This window comes from Mesobacillus persicus (assembly GCF_900109925.1).
Lineage (GTDB): Bacteria > Bacillota > Bacilli > Bacillales > Cytobacillaceae > Mesobacillus_B > Mesobacillus_B persicus.
Window position 1 is genome coordinate 7,710 of sequence record NZ_FOBW01000010.1, and the last position, 23,506, is coordinate 31,215.

At 38.8% G+C, this 23,506-nt stretch carries 24 protein-coding genes and 1 other annotated feature (1 of these 25 running past the window's edge); of the genes, 14 read left to right on the forward strand and 10 right to left on the reverse strand.

The annotated features are described in order from the left end of the window. Positions 1 to 226 (reverse strand) — a sequence feature (16S ribosomal RNA rRNA prediction is too short); it reaches 44 nt to the left of the window's first position. A gap of 747 nt (positions 227 to 973) precedes the next feature. The 3 genes from BMX30_RS14215 (at position 974) to BMX30_RS14225 (ending at position 3,787) form a co-directional block, all read left to right on the forward strand. After that, on the forward strand, positions 974 to 2,461 hold the full coding sequence (locus BMX30_RS14215; RefSeq protein WP_090746920.1) for a potassium/proton antiporter: 1,488 nt from the start codon (positions 974 to 976) through the stop codon (positions 2,459 to 2,461). Between the two features lie 121 nt (positions 2,462 to 2,582). Then, positions 2,583 to 3,497, forward strand: a complete 915-nt coding sequence (locus BMX30_RS14220; protein ID WP_090746924.1) for an aldo/keto reductase — start codon at positions 2,583 to 2,585, stop codon at positions 3,495 to 3,497. A gap of 95 nt (positions 3,498 to 3,592) precedes the next feature. After that, positions 3,593 to 3,787: a hypothetical protein gene (locus BMX30_RS14225; RefSeq protein ID WP_090746926.1), complete on the forward strand. Its 195-nt coding sequence runs from the start codon at positions 3,593 to 3,595 to the stop codon at positions 3,785 to 3,787. A 158-nt stretch (positions 3,788 to 3,945) separates the two neighbouring features. Here the strand turns inward: BMX30_RS14225 and BMX30_RS23950 are convergent, their stop codons facing one another. After that, positions 3,946 to 5,109 (reverse strand): CAP domain-containing protein, encoded by a 1,164-nt coding sequence (locus tag BMX30_RS23950; RefSeq protein WP_244532603.1) that lies wholly within the window; start codon positions 5,107 to 5,109, stop codon positions 3,946 to 3,948. Positions 5,110 to 5,269: 160 nt separating this feature from the next. Here BMX30_RS23950 and BMX30_RS14235 point away from each other — a divergent pair, with 160 nt between their 5' ends. Further along, positions 5,270 to 5,551: a hypothetical protein gene (locus tag BMX30_RS14235; RefSeq protein WP_090746929.1), complete on the forward strand. Its 282-nt coding sequence runs from the start codon at positions 5,270 to 5,272 to the stop codon at positions 5,549 to 5,551. A gap of 56 nt (positions 5,552 to 5,607) precedes the next feature. On the opposite strand, the gene cotJC is transcribed toward BMX30_RS14235, so the two are convergent. The 3 genes from cotJC to BMX30_RS14250 all read right to left on the reverse strand — a co-directional run bounded on the left by cotJC (position 5,608) and on the right by BMX30_RS14250 (position 6,841). Then, positions 5,608 to 6,177, reverse strand: coding sequence for a spore coat protein CotJC (gene cotJC, locus BMX30_RS14240; protein ID WP_090746932.1), 570 nt, complete (start codon positions 6,175 to 6,177; stop codon positions 5,608 to 5,610). Between the two features lie 152 nt (positions 6,178 to 6,329). Next, the gene (locus BMX30_RS14245; protein WP_090746935.1) at positions 6,330 to 6,596 is read right to left on the reverse strand and encodes a spore coat protein CotJB; all 267 of its coding nucleotides are present in this window, start codon (positions 6,594 to 6,596) and stop codon (positions 6,330 to 6,332) included. Beyond that, on the reverse strand, positions 6,593 to 6,841 hold the full coding sequence (locus BMX30_RS14250; protein ID WP_090746938.1) for a spore coat associated protein CotJA: 249 nt from the start codon (positions 6,839 to 6,841) through the stop codon (positions 6,593 to 6,595). The genes BMX30_RS14245 and BMX30_RS14250 overlap by 4 nt, the downstream gene beginning before the upstream one ends. A 196-nt stretch (positions 6,842 to 7,037) precedes the next feature. Here BMX30_RS14250 and BMX30_RS14255 point away from each other — a divergent pair, with 196 nt between their 5' ends. The 4 genes from BMX30_RS14255 to BMX30_RS14270 all read left to right on the forward strand — a co-directional run bounded on the left by BMX30_RS14255 (position 7,038) and on the right by BMX30_RS14270 (position 10,267). Beyond that, positions 7,038 to 8,075 carry a hypothetical protein gene (locus tag BMX30_RS14255; protein ID WP_090746940.1) on the forward strand — a complete coding sequence of 346 codons (1,038 nt, stop codon included), beginning with the start codon at positions 7,038 to 7,040 and terminating at the stop codon, positions 8,073 to 8,075. Between the two features lie 64 nt (positions 8,076 to 8,139). After that, complete coding sequence (locus BMX30_RS24095; RefSeq protein ID WP_273701397.1) at positions 8,140 to 8,667, forward strand: UGSC family (seleno)protein; 528 nt, start codon at positions 8,140 to 8,142, stop codon at positions 8,665 to 8,667. An 81-nt stretch (positions 8,668 to 8,748) separates the two neighbouring features. Then, the gene (locus BMX30_RS23955; RefSeq protein WP_244532604.1) at positions 8,749 to 8,880 is read left to right on the forward strand and encodes a DUF6254 family protein; all 132 of its coding nucleotides are present in this window, start codon (positions 8,749 to 8,751) and stop codon (positions 8,878 to 8,880) included. A gap of 430 nt (positions 8,881 to 9,310) precedes the next feature. After that, positions 9,311 to 10,267: a DMT family transporter gene (locus BMX30_RS14270; protein WP_090746946.1), complete on the forward strand. Its 957-nt coding sequence runs from the start codon at positions 9,311 to 9,313 to the stop codon at positions 10,265 to 10,267. Positions 10,268 to 10,332: 65 nt separating this feature from the next. Here BMX30_RS14270 and ppc read toward each other — a convergent pair whose 3' ends face one another. The 3 genes from ppc to BMX30_RS14285 all read right to left on the reverse strand — a co-directional run bounded on the left by ppc (position 10,333) and on the right by BMX30_RS14285 (position 15,426). After that, entirely contained in the window at positions 10,333 to 13,095 is a 2,763-nt protein-coding gene (gene ppc / locus BMX30_RS14275) for a phosphoenolpyruvate carboxylase (protein ID WP_090746948.1), read from the reverse strand. 227 nt (positions 13,096 to 13,322) lie between these two features. Next, positions 13,323 to 13,649, reverse strand: coding sequence for an ArsR/SmtB family transcription factor (locus BMX30_RS14280; protein ID WP_090746951.1), 327 nt, complete (start codon positions 13,647 to 13,649; stop codon positions 13,323 to 13,325). A gap of 16 nt (positions 13,650 to 13,665) precedes the next feature. Then, positions 13,666 to 15,426, reverse strand: a complete 1,761-nt coding sequence (locus BMX30_RS14285; protein ID WP_090747416.1) for a SulP family inorganic anion transporter — start codon at positions 15,424 to 15,426, stop codon at positions 13,666 to 13,668. 243 nt (positions 15,427 to 15,669) lie between these two features. Here BMX30_RS14285 and BMX30_RS14290 point away from each other — a divergent pair, with 243 nt between their 5' ends. The 4 genes from BMX30_RS14290 to BMX30_RS14305 all read left to right on the forward strand — a co-directional run bounded on the left by BMX30_RS14290 (position 15,670) and on the right by BMX30_RS14305 (position 19,637). Then, positions 15,670 to 16,134 carry a YusW family protein gene (locus BMX30_RS14290; protein WP_170843894.1) on the forward strand — a complete coding sequence of 155 codons (465 nt, stop codon included), beginning with the start codon at positions 15,670 to 15,672 and terminating at the stop codon, positions 16,132 to 16,134. A gap of 140 nt (positions 16,135 to 16,274) precedes the next feature. Beyond that, positions 16,275 to 17,159 carry a YitT family protein gene (locus BMX30_RS14295; protein ID WP_090746954.1) on the forward strand — a complete coding sequence of 295 codons (885 nt, stop codon included), beginning with the start codon at positions 16,275 to 16,277 and terminating at the stop codon, positions 17,157 to 17,159. A 333-nt stretch (positions 17,160 to 17,492) separates the two neighbouring features. Further along, a complete protein-coding gene (gene yhfH, locus BMX30_RS14300; RefSeq protein WP_090746955.1) occupies positions 17,493 to 17,603 on the forward strand; it encodes a protein YhfH in 111 nt (36 codons plus the stop codon). A gap of 351 nt (positions 17,604 to 17,954) precedes the next feature. After that, positions 17,955 to 19,637 carry a glycosyl hydrolase family 28-related protein gene (locus tag BMX30_RS14305; protein ID WP_090746957.1) on the forward strand — a complete coding sequence of 561 codons (1,683 nt, stop codon included), beginning with the start codon at positions 17,955 to 17,957 and terminating at the stop codon, positions 19,635 to 19,637. Between the two features lie 322 nt (positions 19,638 to 19,959). Here the strand turns inward: BMX30_RS14305 and BMX30_RS14310 are convergent, their stop codons facing one another. Then, complete coding sequence (locus BMX30_RS14310) at positions 19,960 to 20,181, reverse strand: DUF3953 domain-containing protein (RefSeq protein ID WP_090746959.1); 222 nt, start codon at positions 20,179 to 20,181, stop codon at positions 19,960 to 19,962. A gap of 419 nt (positions 20,182 to 20,600) precedes the next feature. Between BMX30_RS14310 and BMX30_RS14315 the strand changes: the two genes are divergently transcribed. Together BMX30_RS14315 and BMX30_RS14320 are read left to right on the forward strand one after the other, a co-directional pair. Further along, on the forward strand, positions 20,601 to 21,494 hold the full coding sequence (locus BMX30_RS14315; RefSeq protein WP_090746963.1) for a YitT family protein: 894 nt from the start codon (positions 20,601 to 20,603) through the stop codon (positions 21,492 to 21,494). Positions 21,495 to 21,608: 114 nt separating this feature from the next. Next, complete coding sequence (locus BMX30_RS14320; RefSeq protein ID WP_090746966.1) at positions 21,609 to 21,845, forward strand: helix-turn-helix domain-containing protein; 237 nt, start codon at positions 21,609 to 21,611, stop codon at positions 21,843 to 21,845. A 76-nt stretch (positions 21,846 to 21,921) separates the two neighbouring features. Here BMX30_RS14320 and sigH read toward each other — a convergent pair whose 3' ends face one another. Continuing rightward, entirely contained in the window at positions 21,922 to 22,569 is a 648-nt protein-coding gene (gene sigH, locus BMX30_RS14325; protein ID WP_211482079.1) for an RNA polymerase sporulation sigma factor SigH, read from the reverse strand. 332 nt (positions 22,570 to 22,901) lie between these two features. After that, positions 22,902 to 23,336 carry an acyl-CoA thioesterase gene (locus BMX30_RS14330; protein ID WP_090746972.1) on the reverse strand — a complete coding sequence of 145 codons (435 nt, stop codon included), beginning with the start codon at positions 23,334 to 23,336 and terminating at the stop codon, positions 22,902 to 22,904. Positions 23,337 to 23,506: the final 170 nt, after the last annotated feature.

The following is a 23,506-nucleotide window of genomic DNA, read 5'->3' on the forward strand; positions in this document are numbered from 1 at the left end:
GCCTTGGTGAGCCGTTACCTCACCAACTAGCTAATGCGCCGCGGGCCCATCTGTAAGTGACAGCCGAAACCGTCTTTCAGCTTGTCCCCACGCGGGGACAAGAATTATCCGGTATTAGCCCCGGTTTCCCGGAGTTATCCCAGTCTTACAGGCAGGTTGCCCACGTGTTACTCACCCGTCCGCCGCTAATCTTTAAAAGCAAGCTCCCAAAGATCCGCTCGACTTGCATGTATTAGGCACGCCGCCAGCGTTCGTCCTGAGCCAGGATCAAACTCTCCAATAAGATGAGACTTCCGTCACGGGGCGTTCTTCCCCGTGATGGTTAGTCGAATCAATCAGGCGATTACGAACAGTTTTATTCTCGCCGTTAGGTGGGAATATTACTGTTCGTTGAAGCGTGATAAAAGTAGAGTGATTAGCTCATAAAATAAAACGTTGGCTCATGTTCTCTATTTAAATAGAAGAAACATGATAAATAGTGTTTGTTGACGCTTGTTTGTTTAGTTTTCAAAGAGCAATTGTTTCACCATCGCTCAGAAGCGACATGTGTTATATTAACAGAACCAAATACTCATGTCAACACTCTTTTTTACAAGTTATAAGAATTTGAAACTGGATTATTTCCGTTTGTTACGACGGAATAACAATATACAACATTTCCATTCGTTAGGTCAACACTTTCCTAAAATAATTTAAACTAAGTTTATGAATGTGGTGATAATGGAATAGCTAAACTGAATATCACCTCCACCTGATATGAAAAAGAGTAATTATCCCCACTTCCATCTTAGGTGCTTTAGATAAATCTATTACAAGTAGAATTTTATGAACTCAATTAGGCACCATCATAATTCCACTCAAAATTTATAATAATAGAGCTTATCATTATCTATGTTACATAAAATAATGATACAATTATTTTAGTTACATCAATATTCGGATAAGTTTCATAATAAATGGAGGGTGATTTATATTGATTGAAAGTGGTGGTAGTACTGATGCCATCGTCCTGCTAGCTGGCATCTTATTAATTGTCGGTGTATTGACCACGAAGTTTTCCTCTCGCCTTGGCGTGCCCTCTCTTGTACTCTTCATGATGGTCGGTATGGTCATGGGAAGTTTTGTTTATTTTGATAATGCCAAGATTGCCCAAATGATTGGGGTACTAGCACTTGTTATTATCCTATTTGAAGGCGGAATTCAGACAAACTGGTCCTCACTTCGACCAGTGATTGTCCCTTCGCTCTCGCTTGCAACTATTGGTGTTTTAATTACTTCTGGGATTGTTGCCGTGGCTGTAAAGTTTATACTTGGATTCGATTGGCTCGAGGCTATCCTTTTCGGAGCCATAATCGGCTCTACAGATGCAGCTGCCGTGTTTGCGGTTTTAAAAGGACAAAATATCAAACCTAGACTCGGTGCAACCCTTGAAGCTGAGTCAGGTTCAAACGATCCAATGGCTGTATTTTTAACTATTTCCATGATTGAACTGATTACCATCCCGGACCTAAGTATTTTCTCCTTAATCGGTGCATTTTTTGTTCAAATGTTCGTTGGAGTGGTCGCAGGGTTACTATTTGGAAAATTAGCTGTATGGGGTTTAAACCGAATTAATCTTGACTCCGGAGGTCTTTATCCTGTTTTTGCCATAGCTTTTGCCCTCCTTACCTATGGAGTCACAGCGTTCTTCCAAGGTAGCGGATTACTCGCTGTATATATATCTGCAATCATTATCGGAAATACGGATATCGCTTATCGACACTCCATCTTCCGGTTCTCAGAAGGACTTGCTTGGATGATGCAAATAACCATGTTTGTCATCCTTGGTCTTCTCGTTTTCCCTAACGAACTGTTTACTGCAGGGAATTTGATGAACGGAGTCTTAATATCTTTCATTCTGATTCTAGTAGCTAGACCAATTGCTGTTTATTTATCAACGATAAAAATGAATTTTAGTCATAAAGAGCTCATCTTTCTGTCATGGGCAGGATTAAAAGGTGCTGTACCAATTGTTCTAGCGACTTTTCCGCTACTAGCAAATATCCAAGGGAGCAACGAAATCTTTAATGTTGTTTTCTTTGTTGTCCTGATTAGTTGTTTGGTTCAGGGGTCAACGATTACTCCATTAGCTGAGAAACTTAATTTGGTGGGTCCTAAGGTTTCGGAACCGACTCATTCACTAGAATTGATTTCACTAGGTAAAGCCGATGCAGAAATGCTGGAATATCGAATGGAAGAGGGTGCTGAAATCGTGGGAATGAGTTTGTTAGACATCCCTTTCCCCACAGGTTCACTTGTGAATGCGATTATAAGAGAAGATAAACTTATCCCACCGACAGGCAATACGGTATTAGAAGCCGGAGACTTCCTCTATATCCTTGCACCAAGAAAACACAAAAAACAAATTAAAGAACTGCTTGAAAAAAAGAAAGATACTAAAAATGAAGAACAAGTAGGGTGAACAAAACCAGCAGCTTAAAAAGCTTGCTGGTTTTGTTTTTTTTACGACAATAGCGCCCCTTTTTTACCTCTGTATCCCAACATGATAAAATACTTATACTAAAGGAAATTGAGGTGAGGATATGAAGTATCGTAGACTAGGTAAAACGAATCTACACGTTTCAGTTGTTGGAATTGGTACTTGGCAATATGGTGGAGAATGGGGAAAGGATTTTACCCAAGAAGAAGTCGATCAAATTTTAGACAAAGCCCAAGAAACGGGAATTAACTTTATTGATACCGCTGAGTGTTATGGAGACCATCTTTCAGAACGCTTTATCGGAGACTATCTCAGTCGAAGAAAGAGAGAGGATTGGATTGTGGCGACTAAGTTCGGCCACCATTTCCACGGTTATTTAGAGCGTTCAAGGCATTGGAGTCCTGATGAGGTCTTGCAACAATTGGATGATTCTCTTAAATCATTAAATACGGAATACATAGATTTGTATCAGGCACATTCCTGTTCAGATGAGGAGTTTAACAATGATGAACTTTGGACCATGCTTGATAAACAAGTTCAAGCCGGTAAAATTCGACATCTTGGGGTATCGCTTAAAACGAATAATGAAAGCTATCAAACCGAAAGAGCGACTGAATACAATGTAAAAGCACTTCAAGTCGTTTATAACCGTTTAGATAAGGCACCAGAGGCAACTATTTTTCCGTCTGCAGAGAAGCAGGATTTAGGAATTCTTGCCCGGGTACCGTTAGCAAGCGGCTTTTTAAGTGGCAAGTATAAACCTGGAGCTTCCTTTGGAAAAAATGATGTACGATCTAGAAATGAGGATGCCGAGATTCAACAAACTTTAAGACTCGTCGAAGAGATTGCCAAAACTGAAGTGCCAGAAAGCGTACCAATGGCTGCTTGGGCTCTAGCCTGGTGCTTACAACATCCTGCAGTGACAACAGTTATTCCAGGTTGCAAAAACCCAGACCAAGTTGTTGCGAACGCAAAAGCCGCTGATTTGGTTTCAACTGACCATCCACAAAATATTTAAAAATTTTTTTCGACAAAAAAACCACTAGTATTCTTATAAATCCTTGTTATAATGATTGAAGATTTATTAATATTTCATTGTAAAAGGTGGGCATTATGGGAAAGTCTTCTTGTAGGTATGTAATCAACGCTCAAGGAAAAGGTGGAGAAACCTACTATACCCATTGTAAGGACAAAGCCGAGGTAAAAAAATGGATAGCCACTCATGAAGAGAAATTATCAATGAAAGAATTAAAGATAATTGATAAACAAAAGCATCCATTATTAAGCTGGTTATCCTTTAAATTTTAGCATGCTAAAGGCCGTAATCCAATATAGATTACGGCTTATTAAGTTTTTCGTATCCGATTAAAATATATAATTTAAAAGTGATTTATATATACTACAGTCTTAACAAAAGAACAATGGCTAACTTCCATATGGGTTAGCCATTGTTTTAGTTCTTAATATTATTTTCCAATAAACATTTGGGTCCAGTGATGACCGCTCGCATCATATCCCACACCAATATGGGTGAAATCGGGACTGAGAATGTTTTTGCGGTGCCCTGGACTGTCCATCCATGCCTTAACAACCGCTTCAGGTGTCTGTTGTCCTTGGGCAATATTCTCGCCTGCGGTCTTATAACTAACACCAGAGTCACGCATCATATCAAATGGCGACCCATAAGTAGGACTTGTGTGTGAAAAATAACCATTCTGTCTCATATCAACTGATTTTTTCTGGGCAACACCACTAAGTTGTGGATCCGCTTGTAAAGCAGGCAACCCATTTTGTTTACGCTGTTCATTTGTTAAATCAATGACTTGCTGAGCAACCTGACTTATCCCTGCAGGTGCTTGTTGTTCTTGTGTTCCCTGTTTAGGTTGGGCTGCTTGTTCTTGTTGATTTGTGGTTCCTTGATTCGGCTGAGCTTGTTCTTGTTGATTTGTTGGCGCCTGCCCAGCTTGGCCTTGTTGTTCGTTCGGTGTTGCCTCTGGTTGATTTTGTTCGTTTTGTTGTGCCTGGTTCGGTGTAGCTTCCTGTTCAGTATTTTGTTCGTTGTTATTTCTTTGGTTGAATCGCTTTTGTAACTCTCCAGCTGCCCATTGGCGATCTCCACGGCCAATCGGGACATATTGATACTTTGCCTCTCTAATCAAGATCGCTCTTGTATGAGGGTAATCCTTACTTGATTTATTGGTCTTGTAACTAGAGATATTCATCTCGTCATTATCTCTACTTGAATTTTTGCCATATAGGTTAACATCACGATCGTTATCTGCACGATAATTATCTACGCCATTACCCGCGTTGTTTGTATTAAGGTTGTTGCCGTTTCGTTTTGTTCCGGTAAAATTTAAATCACCTGGTTCTTTTTCGTAGTCCTCTGTCAGCGGACCATTATTATCAATGCCACCATCATTGACTTGTCCAATATTATTGGTGTCGAGTCGATTCCTGTTCCCATCTGCGCCATAATAGTTATTTCCATAGGTCCCCATCTGGTTACCAGTCCCTGATGTACCTAATCGACTATTTACATCATTGCCTGCATGATCATTAGCATTACACGCTGCAAGGCCAAGCGTCAAAATCCCCGCTGCAAACAATCCAAATTTCTTATTTATCAAATTGGCCATACCTCCTTTTTATTTTATCTCTGTTATTTTTCAGTTATTTCGAAAAAAATATAGGTGGGAAATAATGAAAGAAGACGCAAATCCATTGCGCTATATAGAGGATTCCTGTAAGGTTAACTGAACAGATTTTTCTTGAAAGGTGGCCCAGTTCATGCTGATTTCACATCCATACATAAAAGTTAATCGGAAAATTATGAACAATGAACAGCACCTTATCGAAATAGAGGAAAACCTTGTCCTATATAAAGATAAAGTCATAAGCGCCTCAGACTATTTTCACTTACAGGACGTTCTAGATATGTCATTTAAGTCAATATCAGGAGATTCTGGTTTTTTATATTTACATACAAATAGAGGTGTATTCTCCTTCCATACAAAAACGAACCCAGTTGAATTCATTCATTTTTATCACCACTTAAAAGAAAAACGCTGACATCAAGCAATGGCTAACCCCATCCTTTTTAAAGAATGGGGTTTTGTTTATGTTATCTAGAATATCGTTTTCTTTCCTCGCTCATCTTTTAGAATTTCAACTGCCTCTCTAAACCTTTGTGAGTGTACAATTTCACGTTCACGTAAAAACCTTAAGCTATCATTTAAATCTGGATCATCTGACATATCAATAATCCATTGATACGTCGCTCTTGCTTTCTCTTCTGCTGCAATATCCTCATATAAATCAGCGATAGGATCACCTTTAGCCTGAATATATTCAGCTGTAAAGGGGTTACCTGCCGCATTATGGTAAAACAAAGCACTATCATGATTAACATAATGGGGAGCTAAGCCAGCAGCTTTCATTTGCTCTGGTGTAGCGTCTTTTGTTAGTTTATAAATCATCGTTGCAATCATCTCAAGGTGCGCAAACTCTTCAGTCCCAATATCGTTTAGCAGACCTATAACCTTATCGGGAATGGTATAGCGCTGGTTAAGGTACCTTAGAGCAGCAGCTAATTCCCCGTCAGCACCCCCGTATTGTTCAATTAAATATTTGGCAAGCGTCGGGTTACACGTACTAACCTTTACAGGGTATTGAAGTTTCTTCTCATAAATCCACATGTTGTGCAGCCTCCTTACCGTTTAAGGGCGTTCAGAAGTCTCTTATCCCCCTATTTCTTTAACTGTGTTAAACATGGCTGTTTTTTCATTTCTATATCTCACTTTGACGGATGCAGTAAACCAAAAGAATTCTTAGCGTTTAAAACAGGAAATTACACCTGCCATGGCCATGGAGCGGATCCCCAACTCCAATTACCATCTGAATAGCTGTTTCCATAATTCTGAAGACTGCCGTACCTTGCTTCAAATTCTTTTTTTAGCTTCTTCGAGTATTGTGCATATTGATTGTACTGTTGGATCGCAGCCTGATCTTGGGGATGTGTATCTAAGTAAAGATTCAACTCAACAATCGCAAAATCAATTGCCTGAATTTCCTCTAGCCGCTGGTAATAATCCTGCGGTAGCTGCTTTTGTTTCATGGAGTATCCCCTCTTTTCGTTTCATACGGATTCTGGTAATAATCATAAAATGCAGGCCACAATGTTCCCCGATAAAGAGCCTCTTTCGGAGAAAATTGCTGTAAATTGGGTGGTTGAAACCCAATATATAGATGTGGAGGTGTCCAGTAATATTTAACTCCAATCGGTCTACACGGGTCATACGGACTGTGGAACGGTTGAAAAGCTTTTATATGGGTAAATTGAGCTTTTGGTTGTTCGGACATGAACACGCCACCCCTTTCTCATTGCTTATCAATGCATTATATACATGCACAGATTGTCTATATGTCGAAAATATTCAAGCACGGATGGTTTAAGTCAATTAATAATATTCAGATAATAAAGGGAAAGAGCATCATCAGCCCGAATATATTTCATTATAAAAACATCTATTAAGAAAATGGAGGTGGAAAGTGTATTATGCTTCAAGCTGAAAAAATTGAAATTAAAAATGCTCTAGAGGCTATTGAATACTATTACCAAAAAGGTTGGACTGATGGATTGCCCATCGTTCCCCCAACGGAGGAAAGAATTTACGAAATGCTCTCAAGCGTAAAAATGGAACCAAACACTGTGATAGGTTCTATCTCTGAAAGAGGAAGGGTTTTTACTGCTGAACTTGTGGCAATAAATGCGGTTATGGCAGGTTGTCTGCCTGGTTATTTTCCCGTAGTAATGGCGGCGGCTCAAGCAATCTCGGATCCTGAGTTCGGACTGCATGGGCCTAGTGCTAGTACACATGGCGCCGCCATTATGATTGCTGTGAATGGCCCTATTGCTCAACAAATTGGCATGAATGATGGTCCAAATGCTTTTGGTCCTGGAAACCGTGCCAACTCAACCATCGGACGAGCCATTCGATTACTTATGATTAACGCTGGAGGTTCTCCAGAATTTGATCGCTCAACACTAGGAACTCCGGCCAAATATAGCTTTTGTTTCGCCGAAAAGGCTACAGAATGGATCCCTCTCCATGTCCAGCGAGGATATAAAAAAGAAGAAAGTACAGTTACTGTTTTTGCCTGCGAAGGACCGAACCAAATTCAAAACCACGCTGCCCTTAAAGGTGAAAGTATTCTTAAAACAATGGCCGACCGAATGTCCCCACTAGGAAGCTTTAATATTGCGAGTGAAACAGAAATGGCCGTCGTCCTCTGTCCCGAGCATTACCACCACTTAGAAAAGGAGGGCTGGACGAAAGAATCTGTCCAACAGTTTCTTTTTGAACATGCTGTTAAGACCCTATCCGATATGAAAAAAGGTGGAATTATCGAAGAGCTGATTTCTCCTGGTGATGACAAAATAATTAAGCACGCAGTACCTTCCCCAGAACAAATTCTATTAATGGTTGCAGGAGGGGAAGCTGGTAGGTTTTCTGCCTGCATGCCTGGTTGGTTTAGCTACAAACAATCTAGAGCAGTTACAAAGTCAATCAACTCTGCTACAGGATTTACTTGAAGCGAATGCTAGATGACCAATCGGCGATTGGTCTTTCAAATTCCAATGAAGAGGTGATTCCATTTTGAGTTTTATTGTGTATAACCCAACCAATAGTCCGAGTATTAAAACAAAAAATATGGCGCCAAGAAACAAGAGTTTAAATGGTAGCGTCATCGGCCTTATCGATAATGGCAAGAAGAATTCGGATATTGTTGTACAGGGTGTTGCTGAGGGACTAAAGAAAAAGCACCAAATAAAAGAGGTCATCATTTATAAAAAACACTCTTTCTCACACGGGCTCAGCAAAGATGACGCGAAGATGCTTGCTGATAAATGTGATTTCATTATTTCAGGGGTAGGCGATTGAGGTTCCTGTAGCTCGGGCAGTTTGCTCGATGGAGTGATTATGGAAGAACAAGGAATTCCGACAGCAGTTATTGTAACCACCCCTTTTATAGCTTCTAGCAAAGCAATGGGCATTGCTCAAGGGATTCCTGAGTATCCTTTTGTGACGATCCCTCACCCTATAGCAGCAACAGAAAAGGATATTTTAGATAAATGGGTGGATAAGATTATAAACGAAGTTGAAGGAATTTTAATAAACGAGTAGCGTTAACAAATTAATTAATTGGATTAAATCCTCTCCCATGGATATTCTACTATTGATTACATCTCGAAAGGGGACGACAATATGACTCAATCACAAAGCCAGAGAGAAAGACAATGGAGAGAACGTAAACAAGAACAGAATCCTCATGGCAAGGTTAAATCCTTTGAACAGCTCGCTGAAGAAGCTGGCAAAACCGAAAGAGAAAACCGCTAAAAATTCATTTTATGCTGAAACTGTTTGAATAAAGTAAGTATTGATAATCGGTTATATTTAAGATAATCCACCTTAACTGGTGGATTATTTTTTATCGACTAGATTACTGAATTTATTGAATATTCTTCTGTAATCGGTTATAGTTTTTTTATCGAAAATGAACGACGAATAGTCATCTCCCCTAACTACTGGAAGTTAACTGACCATATATGGTTTTATACGGCTCTTTTCTCAAATTTGTTGCTTTTTAAGCTGAACACTAAGTGTCGGGACATATATAGGAACTAGAGTTAACAATCATGAGAAAAGAGTTTGCAAATTTACATTTGACGTACAAAATAGCTTTTCGCACGGTAAAATCGGTCTTAAGATTTTAACAACACTCTTTACGAAAACACCTTTTATAAATAGAGAAAGGCGAGGTGGCTACATGAGGCCAATCATTTTAGGGTTATTAGCGGCGCTTTTTTTTGCTGTTACGTTTGTAGTTAATCGGGCAATGGACCTTTCAGGTGGTAGTTGGATTTGGAGTGCATCCCTCCGTTACCTCTTTATGGTACCATTTCTAATCATCATCGTATTAGCACGTAAAAATCTTCGACCATTAATAAACGTAATGAAAGAACAGCCAAAAAGCTGGCTTCTTTGGAGTTTTATAGGCTTTGGTTTGTTTTATGCACCGCTTTGCTTTGCTGCCGCGTACTCTCCTGGTTGGCTCATTGCAGGAACCTGGCAAATTACGATAATTTCAGGTTCCCTACTAGCACCTCTTTTTTGGGAAACAATCGGAAATAAGCGGATTAGAGGAAAAATACCTTTAAAGGGACTCTTAATGTCATCCATCATCCTGTTGGGGATTATATTAATGCAAATCGAACATGCCCAAAGTATACCAATGTCGATCGTTTTATTAGGAATTCTTCCTGTCATTATCGCATCTTTTGCCTACCCGCTGGGAAACCGTAAAATGATGGAAATATGCAACGGACGTTTGGACGCATACCAACGGGTACTCGGAATGACCATCGCTAGTATGCCATTTTGGTTCCTTCTATCCATATTTGGATTATTTACTGTTGGACCCCCTTCGTTACAACAAAGTGTTCAGGCTTTAATCGTTGCCATTTCTTCCGGTGTAATCGCTACTGTGCTCTTTTTTATGGCGACCGATCTTGTAAGAGGAAATATGCAACAACTAGCTGCCGTAGAAGCGACTCAATCCATTGAGGTCCTATTTGCACTCGCTGGAGAAATCGTCCTTTTATCACTTCCGATCCCCTCTCCACTGTCTTGGATTGGTATGTTTATCGTCACTTTTGGGATGATTGCCCATAGCTATGTTTCAAGAATTAAAAAAGAACCTGCAAGCAAGGCTTTGAATGTTTAACACAGCAAAATAAAAAGCAACAGCCTCCCATCCGTAGACGAGAGGATGTTGCTTTTTTATTAAAATCATCCTGTATTTCTTAAACCAGCCGCGACGCCACTTATTGTTAATAATACTTGGGTCACAAGCTCTTCATCCGGCTCTTGGGCATCTCGAATTTCTTTGATGAGCTCTACTTGAATGAAGTTTAATGGATCAACATAAGGATTGCGACGATGAACTGATTCTTTAATATTTGGTGTATGATCAAGTAATTCCTCGTCCTCAACAATCTTTAAGAGGATTTCTTTAGTTCGGTTATACTCTTCTACGATATTAGAGAAAATACGCTCAGCCACGTTTTTATCGGTAACCAATTCACTATACTCTTTTGCCGTGGTAAGGTCAGCTTTCATTAAAGCCATCTGCAGATTATCAACCGTCGAACGGAAAAATGGCCACTCTTGGTACATTTCCTGGAGAAGCTTTAAATTATCCTCGCTTTGTCCAGCAAAGCTTTCAAGTCCAGATCCCGCTGCATACCACCCCGGAAGAAGCTGTCTGCTCTGAGTCCAAGCAAATACCCAAGGAATCGCTCTTAAGTTTTCAAACTGAGCACTATTTTTTCGGCTCATCGGACGTGAACCTATATTTAGTTCCCCTATTTCATGAAGTGGAGTCGCTTCATTAAAGTAAGTAATAAAATCTGGATCGGCAAATACTAAATCTTGGTACTTTCTTAGGGAAACTTCTGTCATTTTTTCAATCGCTTCAACCCAGCGAGCATCCCGATGATGTGCCTGTTCGGACTCATTTAGAACATGGGCTGCGGCTCTCAGCAAGGTGGAAGTCGCTTGTTCAAGGCTTCGGTAAGCAATATCCTCAATTAAATACCTTGAGGAAAGAACTTCACCCTGTTCGGTTATTTTAATTCCTTCGCCGAGTGTTTCTAGCGGTTGAGACATTAAACTACGGTGCAACGGACCACCGCCACGACCGAGAGACCCGCCACGGCCATGGAAAAACTTAAGACCAATCTGATAATTCTTAGCCATTTCTTGAATTTCAACCTGAGCTTTGTAGAGTTTCCAGTTAGCGGTTAATGTTCCCCCATCCTTGCTACCATCAGAATATCCAAGCATAATTTCCTGCTGATTATTCAGTGCTAGTAAATGTTCACGGTATAATGGCATTTGGAACAACGTCTCCATGATATTCCGACCGGCTGTCAAGTCATCAATGGTCTCCAACAATGGAGCTACATTCAGGTCACTTTCCACTGAACCATCTGCATGCAAGCGGTAAATCCCCGCTTCTTTTGCTAGAACAAGAACCTCTAGGATATCACTTGGAGATTGAGTCATTGATATTAGATAAACAGATATGGATCTTTTTCCAAATTCCTTATGTGCTTTTTTAATCAAGGTAAATACATCAAGCATTTGTTGAGTTTCTTTCGAGTAATCCTCGTGTAATAGCAAGAGCGAACGCGGGTCTTCAAGAATTGATTGTAAGACTTTAACCTTTTCCTCTTCTGATAAGTTTTGGTAGTTGTCAGCGACTCTCGCCTTTCGCAAGATTTCCGTTATTGCTGACTCATGCTCCCCACTATGATTACGGATATCAAGTGTAGCCAAATGGAATCCAAACAGCTGTACTTGGCGTATCAGTTTTTGGAGCTTCTTCAACTCATGATTTGTAGGATGATGTTGATAGACACTTCTCTTGATCATCCGTAAATCATCCAGTAGTTCTTCCGAGGATTTATACCCAACCTCAGACTCTCCTACTTCTTTTAAGCGTTGAATAATAACGGCAAATTTCCGACGGTAGACCTCATTTACAATTGGCCATCTTCTATCCTCTTTCAGGTAAGCGGCTTCATCAGAGGGTAGAGATTCTAAAAGTTCAGTGCTCACTTGTACCCTAGCAGTCGAATGACTAAAACGTTTCATCAATTCAACAAGTACATTTTTATATTTCTTTAAAACTAGTCGTTTCTGCTTGTTGAGAGTTTCCCAAGTAACATCAGGTGTAACATGAGGATTTCCATCACGATCTCCTCCAATCCACGATCCGAAACGGAGGAAGTTTGGAACATTCCACTCTTGATCTGGATAATGCTCTTCTAGGCTTTCTTCTACTTCCTGATGAATCTCAGGTAGAACATCAAACAGTGTTTGATCAAAATAATATAACCCGTTACGAACCTCATCAATAACGGTTGGCTTTCGGTGCCGTATTTCATCGGTCTGCCAAAGGGCCATCATTTCATTGAAAAGGCTTTCCTTTAATTTCTTTCTTTCTTTTTTAGAAAGTAGTGGGTTATCAAGAGTTTTTAAAATATCAGCAATTCGCTTTTGAAGCTCTAGAATGGATCTTTTGGTAGCCTCTGTTGGATGAGCTGTTATGACTAGCTCTAGAGAAATTTTATTGAGAACATTTTGGATAAGATCTGAGGAAATTTGATTATCTTTTAAGGATTGGACAGCATGTTCAATTGACCCAGGCTGCGCATTCGTATCGGTCTGAAGCTGGTATTCCCGACGTCTTCTAATCCGGTGATTTTGTTCTGCTATATTAATAAGATGAAAATAAACCGCAAAGGCACGTATTACATGTTTCCTCATTGGGCCATCGAGTTTGGCGATTTCCTGTTTCAGTTTTTCATAGACTTCTGTTTTATATTCACTTCGCAGGTCTTTACACATAATCCGAATCTTTTCAACCTTGTCTAAAAGCTCATTCCCCCCATGATACACAAGGATTTCCCCAAGCATTGCTCCTAACATTTTTACATCACGACGCAATGGAAGACTGCTATCATTTACCATTAATCCTGTTGTCATAACTTCACCTTCCCTATTAGTACAGTTCTTTGAATTTTTTAAATAATATACCATAACTTTGGACGAAGGTGTAGTGAAAAGTAAAATTTAAAGGGTATTTTTTAAAAATAACCCGACTAAATCCTTGAATAATACCCCATGACTGCATATGGATTTCCTTGGTTTTTGTAGAGTACTAATATAATAAACAGGGTTACTCCAACTCTATGTAGCACTTCTATTTATCCTTATGAATCATTCATTTTATCTAGCATTGATATTGCATCTACTAAATGATTATTAAAAATCTGTCGTGCGACGGCAAGAAGTTCGACAATCATAGGGTCTCGCAACGAGTAGATAACTTGATTCCCCTCTTTTCTACCAGTAACAATATTCTTATTTCGTAAGACAGTTAACTGTTGGGAAACTGCAGAGCCCTCACTTCCGATAAGACTCTTCATTTCATTTACGTTTTTATCCCCTTCTGACAACAACTCTAGAATCCGTATTCTGAGGGGGTGAGCTAGTGCTTTAAAAAATTCTGCTTTAAACTGTTGCATCTCTAAGTTCAATCTAATTTCCTCTCTTTCAACTATTAACTTGAAAAAGCTGCTTATTTTCGTTTATCTCTTGCTTTGTTACTGAAAGGAACCCGCATTCTTTAAATGCGTAATGCTTACAGCCGAGGCATTTATTTTGATTAATTTGACTAAGTGCGTAGCTAATTGCTTGCCCGGTATGGTCAAAGAAATGCTCTTCTCCAATGAGATGATATAGACCCGTTTTTTCAAGAAGTACCTTTGGTTGCTGTTGAATTCCTGATACTAACACGACCCCCTGATTGGAAAAATGCTTAACGATACTCGAAAAATTGGCTACTCCAGTCGTATCCATAAAAGGTACTTTCCCCATTCTTAATAGCAACACCTTAGGCTTATAATGTAGCGTATTCATGATTGAATGTTCAAACGTTTGGGCAGCCCCAAAAAAGAGCGGTCCCTCCACATTATAGATTGTCACTTGAGGGCAATCATGTGTATGGGATACAACATGACTCTCTACCTTTTCATGCTTATGTTTTCGGTTTGGCAAGACCTTTGTTATCACCATTATATCACTCATTCTTTTCGTGAAAATAATCACGGCCAAAACAAGCCCAACTTCTACTGCAACGGTTAAATTCACAAAAACAGTTAATAGAAAAGTAACAACTAGGATTAGAGAATCTGCTGTTCTTGTTTGTAACAAATGATAGAAAACATGTCTTTCACTCATATTCCAGGCGACCATCATCAGAATTGGAGCCATGCTTGCTAACGGAATTTTCGATGCGTAAGGAGCAAACAATAGTAACACGAATAAAACAACCATTCCATGAATGATTCCGGACATTGGGGAAACAGCACCATTTTTTATATTTGTCGCTGTCCTGGCAATGGCGCCTGTTGCCGGAATTCCCCCAAATAATGGTGTAATCATATTCGCGACTCCCTGGCCTATTAATTCGCGATTGCTATCATGTTTACTATTTGTCATTCCATCCGCTACAACTGCGGATAACAAGGACTCAATTGCCCCTAAAATTGCAATTACTAACGCCGGCCGAAGTAATTGCTGAATTTTTTCAAAAGTGAGTTCTGGGAACGAGAAAGTCGGTAAAGTATTGGCGATTTCTCCATAAGTTGAACCAATTGTTGCTAGGTGAGTTGGGTATAGAATCGTCGCAATTAGCGTTGAAATTATTAACCCAATTAACGGCCCAGGAACCTTAGGAAACAGTTTAGGTGTTAGAATTACGGTGGTTAAACAAATTAACGCTGTTAAAACACTATAAAAGTTAATTGTCTCAAGATGGAGGGCGATTTCCTTCATATTATCGAGAAATCTTTCATGTTTCTCTACACCTGAGAGGCCGAGGAAATTCGGAATTTGTCCCGTAAAAATAATGACAGCGATTCCTGCTGTAAAGCCAATTGTCACAGGCCTTGGGATAAACTTAATTAATGATCCTAATTTAAAAATCCCCATTAAAACCAGGATGATGCCTGCTAAAAATCCTGCTATAAGAAGATTTTCGAAACCGTAAGTCATCACAACCCCAAACAAGATGGGGATAAAAGCCCCTGTTGGTCCCCCGATTTGATACCTAGATCCTCCTAATAAAGAAACGAGAATACCCGCAATAATCGTAGTGTATATTCCATACTCGGGTTTAACACCAGAAGCAATAGCAAACGCCATCCCTAATGGAATTGCAATCACACCAACGACAATCCCGGAACTCAAGTCTTTTTGGAACGCTTTAAGTGAGTAGTTTTCGTATCTCCCCTTAAAAAAACTCTTTTGCATCACTATAATACGCCCTCCATCATTTATTAATATTTGTATATTCGATTATTTGAATATACTATTATATGAATCTACACCTGTTTCTTTATGATGTCAAAGGCTTTTTTTCGACCTTAAAAGGACACCTTATGACATTCTTCTTACCCACTCCCTTGAGAAAATAGAAAAAAAATCTATTTAGTTTAGTTCGTTTTAGCTAGCTATTTGTGGCTAGAATAAGTAATAAAAAGGAGGTCTTTGGTTTTGAAAAACAATCATATACTCTTGTCTATAATTTTTTTGCTTTTCCTTCTTACCGGGTGCAACACAGACAATGACAGGGTATCAAACCCGCCACCGGATGCACCCGTCGAAGAAGAAACCAACAAGTTAAAGACTGCGGATAGGAATTTATTCGCATTTACAAGTTTTGACTTAGAAGTAGAGTATGAAAATCATCGTTCATTTGAAATAAAGTATGATAATGAAATAGATGGAATGGAAGTTGAACTAGAGGATGACCGAACAAATAAAAGTCAAAGCGGAGACGAGGCATTTGATCAGATTGAGCCAATCTTCCAAACATTTACGTTTGACTCGTCTACTCCAAAGGATGAGGTTATCGCTGAAGTCCTCGAAGCGTTTGATCTGGATACAAATTATCAGAAGTTTGAGTTAGATGTAGATTTTTCTGATGGCAGTGAAAAAGATTACAATAATTATTCATAGTTCTGAACCCGCCTCCCTCTTGGGAGGTGTTTTATCTACGAACTTTAACCAGTTCTATTGTTAGCCATTACAATGATTCCCCGTGGTTACAGTTTGAAACTAAAGAAATTTGTCTATATTAACATTTGTGGAGGAATGTTATGACAAACAAGATTGAAGAAACTGTTGTTCACCACAAATTACCGTTAATTAAAGTAATCGGGCGAATAATTATGATAGCCTTTGGTGCCCTACTCATGGCCATTGGTTTGGAAATTTTCCTCGTTCCTAACAAAGTTGTTGATGGCGGTATAACCGGAATATCCATCATGCTTTCCCATATAACGGGGTGGAAACTCGGAATCTTCCTCTTTCTATTGAATCTCCCATTCGTTTATATCGGGTATAAGCAAATCGGCAAAACATTTGCCTTATCAACGACATTTGGAATCACCATTTTATCGCTTTTCACGTTTATGCTTCATCATGTAGAAGCCTTTACTGATGATGTATTGCTCGCTACTGTTTTCGGTGGCATGTTAATTGGAATTGGTGTTGGAACGGTTATCCGGAGTAGTGGGGCCTTGGATGGAACGGAAATTCTCGCCATCCTAATAAGTAAAAAGGTTCCTCTTACTGTAGGGAACATCGTGATGTTTTTTAATTTCTTTATTTTAGCTGCGGCGGGTTCTGTGTTCACTTGGGACCGCGCTATGTATTCCCTATTGGCTTATTATATTGCTTCAAAAGCTATTGATGCTGTCGTCGAAGGCTTCGAACAGTCAAAGTCTGTTTGGATTATTAGTGATTTCTCTAAGGAAATTTCTGATAGTATCAATGCCCGGCTTGGGCGTGGTGTTACCTTTTTAAACGGAGAAGGCGCCTATACAGGTGATGACAAACGGGTAATATTCGTTGTCATCAACAGAATTGAAGAATCGAAATTAACAAGAATCGTTGAGTATTGGGATCCCAACGCCTTCTTAGCTATTGGAGACATTGCAGAGGTGCGAGGAGGTCAGTTCAAAAAGAAAGATATTCACTAGATCCTCTCTGGATCCTCATCAAAACGGATTAGACAATGGCTAACCTTTTTAAGCCATTGTCTCTTTGTGTTCTATAGGTGGTTGAAAAACAATAATACAAGGTTTCGGAAATATGATAACTCTGAGGAAGACAACCCAATTTAGACCCTAATCCTTAACGTTACCTTCTTGAAGTGGATGATAATATTATCTGTATGTAAGTTTAAATCCAGCCTCTAAAATGCTCGGTATTGAAAATTCAAAAAAATTTAAAAATAATTATATAACAGTATTGATTATTCAAATCTGTTATAGTACAATGAATTTACAATCAACCGACTGGGGGAATAATAAATGAAAAATCCAACTGTAAAAGAGTGCCGTGAATGTGGATCAAAGTTCCAAGAAAAGCAGGAATCGTTTCTATATGAATGTGAACACTGCATGAGAAAACATGAAGAATAAAGTTTAAAAGGAAGCCCTTCTTAGTATCTGAGAAGGGCTTCTTTTATTGTTATACAACACACCCCTTTCTCTGGTTCTGCCTTTGTTTGTTTTATACAGCCATCCACGTCATTCATCACATAGTCCCAAAGTTTAAAAAACGGCATTTACTTTTTTCTGGCACACTGCCTATACAAGTAAGCTATCTTATTATTTTTGATTCGTACACAGGTTTCATCAGGTCTAAAGGGTTAGAATTTTTCCCTCTCAACTCTGACTTAGGCACCCCTAGTAGTGTTCTTATTATTTTTACTTTATCATAGCTATAAACGAGTAATCTTAAGTAGCAATCCATTTAAAGGTGTGGTGAACATGCTCTACTTGAGTAAAAAGCACGACCCTCTAAAAAATGCAGCTTTAATTGAAAGATATTCGCGCCATAAACCTGAAATAAAATCAGCGATTGATGATACGGGTGTTATGTTAAAGAAGTTAACTCAGCATCCCATTAAATCACAGCGGCCTGAACCACAATCATCTCTTAGTTCCTTTTTCGAAAAGATTGTATCAGCGCTGGCAAGGTTCAGCATTGCTACTTCTACCAACGCTGAACTGTCGGCATACGGGACAATGGTTGACCATCAGGGGGCTGTCTTTCCAGAATGGAAACCCAAATTGGATGAAGAATATTTAGAGCTCTTAAAACAGACTACTCGAGAAGTCAACGTACTTGATTTCGGTGCAATTGGTGATGGAAAAACAGATAATACAGTGGCTTTCAAGAAAGCTATCAGCAATGGACGGGTCAAGATCCATATCCCTGAGGGCGTCTTTATTGTAAAAGGGATTCAACTCCCCTCCTGGACTTGTCTTGTTGGTGGTGGTAAAGGAAAAACAATCATTAAATTGAGTGATGACGCCCCCAAAGGTCGAAGGCTCGTAAGCAATTCTAATTTCTTACGTGGGAATCACCACATCTTGGTCGAAGGAATGAGTCTAGATTGGAATGTGGAAAGGCTTGGCGAGGCCAGAAAGACAGCTACATGGGGAAACTACTCTAGCTGCCTGACTTATGCCAATGTGTCTTACGGATGGGTGAAAAACGTTGAAGCAATAAATGCCGGTTTACATGGCTTTGACGCTTCCGCTTCCTTTTATGATTATTCTGGTGACGGCAACCGTGCCCGTGGCGCTAGTCAATATATTTGGTTTGACCAGTTGAACGCTTACGGTTTTGGGGACGATGGAATTACCACCCATCATAGTGAGAACTTGTTTATCTCTAACTGTCACTTGTCCGACCCGAGCGGAAAGGCACATGATAAAGGGTACGCTAACTCGAACGGAATTGAAATCGACGATGGCTCGAGAAATGTTTGGCTTGTGAATAACTCAACAACCCGATGCTTCGGCGGGATTGAAATTAAAGCACATCATAATTCTTCGGCTGCAAATAACGTACAAATCATAGGCCATCTTTCTGTTAACGATAATAGAAGCTACAATTTCCGTCATATTGGCCACCATAAAAAAACAGATCCAAATTCAAGAACGGCTTACCATATTCGAGCAACAAATATAATTTCGATTGCTCCTGTATTCTCCGATTTATATGAAGGATCTACACCACGAGGTATGGTTGTTTCCGCTTATGTTTATGTTGCAGTGAACCATTTTACTTTAATTGGGGACCCAGATTATGATTATCGTCATAACCCAGTCATTGCAGTGCAATACAAAGCTAGAAATATTTCAATGAACCATATTTCCATTAGAGGTTTTCATACAGCTAGTAGCGATATTCGAATTTTCGGTGGCGAACAACATGCTGATAATGTGTGTTTAAAGAACATAGGAATAGAAAACTCCGCACCTATAGCTATAGATATCGGAAAGAACGTTAAACATGTTTCCCTACAAAGCCTCAAGGCCATTTCAACCACCGGAAGGTATGCTATAAAAGCGGATAAAGTTCCAGATGACTTTATAGATATTACGGTTAAAGGATACACCGCACCAGCTATGATTAAAGGAGAAGAAATTAAATATTTTTAAAATCTTTGACCCCAAGTGGAACGTGTTCTCCAACCCCAATAGCTACCGTCAATCGAAAAAGGGCGTGAAAACATAAGAGAAGGTACCATGTACCTTCTTTTTCAAAATATAACCCTTAGCTGTTTGTGTGCTTATTAACTGGGCTCATTTCTTAAAAAATGTTGTTTTTGCTTTAAGTTGGATTACGCTTTGTTTCACGGCAAGTTAGCAATTTTTTATGGGAAATGAGCTTACAAACTTACTATCACATAACAATTACCTTACCTTGCATTAAAATCGGCTTTAGGATTTTATCAACAATCCCTACGAAAACAACCACTAACTAAAACGTATAAATGAAGACGATGAAGAGAAATATTCCTACACCCATTGAAAGAAAGCCTGATTTTCTTTTTTCTTCTTTAAATTCAGTCCAGCCGAGAACCAACATTAAAATCGATATGAAAAGCTGTGCCCATGGAATGACTGAATGGTCCCCTGTAATAACAGAGTATACGGATAGACAAATGACAATGACACCTAGCATGATTTTCACGGTTTGCATCAGGTTACACCTCCATTCTATCTCGACCTCTATTCATACTGTCACGTCTTATAACCCATGCACTAAGATGGAATACCCATATCAAATTTCATTTCTATATTTTATGTATCTATACAATAATTGTAGCAAAAAAGATTCTAATTCCATCTTAAGATTTTGTCGTCTTTCGGGAACGGGACAATACCTTTTAATAGATTCGTTAAGGAACCTTGTTGTTGCTCACGGTTGAAGAGTTTTTACCGAAATCCACAGTCTGATTCAAAAAGGTTTTTTAATAGAGATGTTTTGTTTTGAGATTATTCAGTTTATTTATTTCGTTTCTCTCTAATAGAATATAAAATATGCTAAAATTTTCTATAAATAGCTATGAAAACATTTGATTTATATATTAAGAGTTATTGGGGAGGAAAACATGACTCATGAATCGAGAACAGACTAAAGAGAACCCAAAAAATAAACATAAGGGTACACCAAAGTCAAAAGTAGTAAAAAGGATATTCTTTATTGTTATTGGAGCAATTTTAATGGGTGTTGGAATCGAGGAGTTCCTCGTCCCCAACCAAATTCTTGATGGGGGCATCGTTGGTATCTCAATTATCTTATCCCACCTCACTGGTTGGAGATTAGGTTTCTTCATCTTCGTTCTGAATATTCCTTTCTTCTTTATCGGCTATAAGCAGATTGGAAAAACCTTTGCGTTATCAACTCTTCTAGGAATTACAGTTTTATCGATTACAACTACGCTATTACATAGCTTCCCCGTATTTACAGAAGATTTACTGCTAGCGACCGTTTTTGGCGGTATTGTCCTTGGAACTGGGGTAGGAATTGTTATTCGTTTTGGAGGATCCCTTGATGGTACCGAAATCATGGCGATATTAATGAATAAAAGACTTCCCTTCTCTGTTGGGGAAATGATTATGTTTTTCAATATTTTTATTTTTGGAATTGCGGGATTCATTTTTGGCTGGGACCGGGCAATGTACTCCCTACTAGCTTACTTTATTGCTTTTAAGACGATTGACATTGTTATCGCTGGACTTGACGAATCGAAGTCAGCCTGGATCATCAGTGACCAATATCAAGAAATTGGTGAAGCCATTCTCGCGCGTTTAGGACGGGGAGTCACCTATTTAAACGGGGAAGGTGCTTATACTGGTGATGATAAAATGGTGATTTTCTGTGTCATCACACGACTAGAAGAGGCAAAGTTAAAAACGATTGTCGAGGAGCTAGACCCGTCTGCTTTTCTAGCTGTTGGAAATATTGCTGAGGTCCGCGGAGGGCGATTCAAAAAACGTGATATTCACTAATCAAGGTCAATTATTTTATTCTTATAATCTATTTTTAATTTCTACTAAAAACACTTTGACAACCTTCATTGTATACGTTAATTTAAATATAGCTCGTTGGAAGGGGTGATGTGATTGAATAAGGACATTATTAAATTTCTAAGAAAAAGCCATAATTTAAACCAGCGAGAGTTTGCAAGAATGGTCAATTGTAGTTTCGCCCTGATTGGCCTAGTAGAGGTTGGAAAAAGAAGAGTCACTGAAGACCTTGAAAAAAAAGTAAAGGAAGCCTTTGACCTTGACGATAGCCAAGTTCAATCCATTACTGCCATCATCAAAACCTTAGGTGAAGGTATACCGCCAATTATGTGATACAGCGGTATTTTTTTATGTTAAAAATAAAAAGAGCTGCATATACGCAACTCTTTTTCCCTTTACTGTTCGACAACTAGAGAATGACTTCTTTCCTTTCCAAGTACCGTTCCATTTTTCTTTTTATTCGTTGCAAAGCATTGTCAATCGATTTAACATGTGTGTTTACATTTTTGGAGATTTCCACATAGGAGTGACCGGCGATATGGAGCTCTAAAACTCTCTTTTCTAAATCACTTAACTTTTCTGACATTTTCTTTTCCAAATCACTAGCCTTTTCTTGATCAATGATCATCTGCACAGGGTCCATGTTCACTGGACCAGTGATGATATCCATTAAAGTATGATTGGATTCTTCTTCATAAATTGGTTTATTTAGAGAAATATAAGAATTTAGTGGGCCATGCTTTTGGCGAGTAGCTGATTTTACAGCCGTAATGATTTGTCTAGTAATACACAGCTCAGCGAAAGCCTTAAAAGACGAGAGCTTGTCCACTCTAAAATCCCGAATTGCTTTATAAAGACCAATCATCCCTTCTTGGACGATATCTTCTTTCTCCCCACCAATTAAAAAATATCGACTAGCCTTTGCACGAACAAAACTCCGGTATTTCCGCATCAAAAATTCTGACGCTTCCCAATCTCCGTCTTGGAACAGCTGGACTAAAAATTCATCATTCATTTCCGCATAATAATCTTGCATCAGATTTTCTTTGATGACCATACTCACACTGTTACCTCCGACAATATTATTTGTTTTAATATTCCGACCCATTCCAAAAAGTTAGAACACCCGACATATATTTTAATAGTAACGTAGTATGGTCATAAAAGAAATTTAAACTTATCGACTTTTTTTTACACAAATCGGTAATGAATGTAGTAAGGAGACAAAAATTATACGCTAGCGATGCGTTTACTGTATGGTTTTTATTGTTCGTGTCGAATTTCCTTGGACGTTTTTTCTCATATTTTTAATTTTAATTAAAAAAATAGATGAACCATAGTCCATTCAGCACGGTGAATTTCCTCATTTATTAGGGATATTTGCTATTTCTAGTTTTTCCCTGATTCGATTTCAGCAGAATTACCCTTAGCTACCATTTTATCAAAGTCTATCAAACTATCTCGATCTAATAAGGAGCGTATTCCTTGGGGAACCTTAACCTTTGTACGTGTCTGTCGATTGATTGTGGTTAATACAACCTCTGCCGAAACTACAAGTTCCTCTAAATGATTCACAATCGTCTGGTTTAGCGTATAACTAGTATTTCCCACACGGGCCAGGGTCGTCCGAACAACTAGTTTATTTTGATTGAAAACTTCTCTTTTATAATTAATTCCAATATGGACAACAACTGATTCTACGCCATTTAAAATACTATAGTGGTACCACTTTTTTCGTGCCTCATCCAAGTATTCAAATAACGAGACATTATTCACATGTGCCGTTTTTGTTTCTGCTGCGATTCTCATTTCTGTATAAGCCACTGTGCTTCCCCCAAAAAAATTTTATTGTCGTATATTCTTATATTTCGACTATTTATAATAAAAAACCTGCTAATATATTTAAATCTGCTCATTATTGTAAAGTTATTGTAAAAATTATTATTATGAATACAGTTTGGAAATAGTTATTGTTATAATCAGTTGGAAAAAAG

Coding starts and splice junctions, on each gene's coding strand:
- BMX30_RS23955 (WP_244532604.1), top strand. CDS start 8,749: ATGACTCAATCACAAAGCCAGAGAGAAAGACAATGGAGAGAACGTAAA.
- sigH (WP_211482079.1), bottom strand. CDS start 22,569: ATGGTCATCAAAGAAAATCTGATGCAAGATTATTATGCGGAAATGAAT.
- ppc (WP_090746948.1), bottom strand. CDS start 13,095: ATGACAACAGGATTAATGGTAAATGATAGCAGTCTTCCATTGCGTCGT.
- BMX30_RS14235 (WP_090746929.1), top strand. CDS start 5,270: ATGCTGATTTCACATCCATACATAAAAGTTAATCGGAAAATTATGAAC.
- yhfH (WP_090746955.1), top strand. CDS start 17,493: ATGAAAAATCCAACTGTAAAAGAGTGCCGTGAATGTGGATCAAAGTTC.
- BMX30_RS14220 (WP_090746924.1), top strand. CDS start 2,583: ATGAAGTATCGTAGACTAGGTAAAACGAATCTACACGTTTCAGTTGTT.
- BMX30_RS14245 (WP_090746935.1), bottom strand. CDS start 6,596: ATGAAACAAAAGCAGCTACCGCAGGATTATTACCAGCGGCTAGAGGAA.
- BMX30_RS14315 (WP_090746963.1), top strand. CDS start 20,601: ATGAATCGAGAACAGACTAAAGAGAACCCAAAAAATAAACATAAGGGT.
- BMX30_RS14295 (WP_090746954.1), top strand. CDS start 16,275: ATGACAAACAAGATTGAAGAAACTGTTGTTCACCACAAATTACCGTTA.
- BMX30_RS14305 (WP_090746957.1), top strand. CDS start 17,955: ATGCTCTACTTGAGTAAAAAGCACGACCCTCTAAAAAATGCAGCTTTA.
- BMX30_RS14270 (WP_090746946.1), top strand. CDS start 9,311: ATGAGGCCAATCATTTTAGGGTTATTAGCGGCGCTTTTTTTTGCTGTT.
- cotJC (WP_090746932.1), bottom strand. CDS start 6,177: ATGTGGATTTATGAGAAGAAACTTCAATACCCTGTAAAGGTTAGTACG.
- BMX30_RS14285 (WP_090747416.1), bottom strand. CDS start 15,426: ATGCAAAAGAGTTTTTTTAAGGGGAGATACGAAAACTACTCACTTAAA.
- BMX30_RS14250 (WP_090746938.1), bottom strand. CDS start 6,841: ATGTCCGAACAACCAAAAGCTCAATTTACCCATATAAAAGCTTTTCAA.
- BMX30_RS14225 (WP_090746926.1), top strand. CDS start 3,593: ATGGGAAAGTCTTCTTGTAGGTATGTAATCAACGCTCAAGGAAAAGGT.
- BMX30_RS14310 (WP_090746959.1), bottom strand. CDS start 20,181: ATGCAAACCGTGAAAATCATGCTAGGTGTCATTGTCATTTGTCTATCC.
- BMX30_RS14255 (WP_090746940.1), top strand. CDS start 7,038: ATGCTTCAAGCTGAAAAAATTGAAATTAAAAATGCTCTAGAGGCTATT.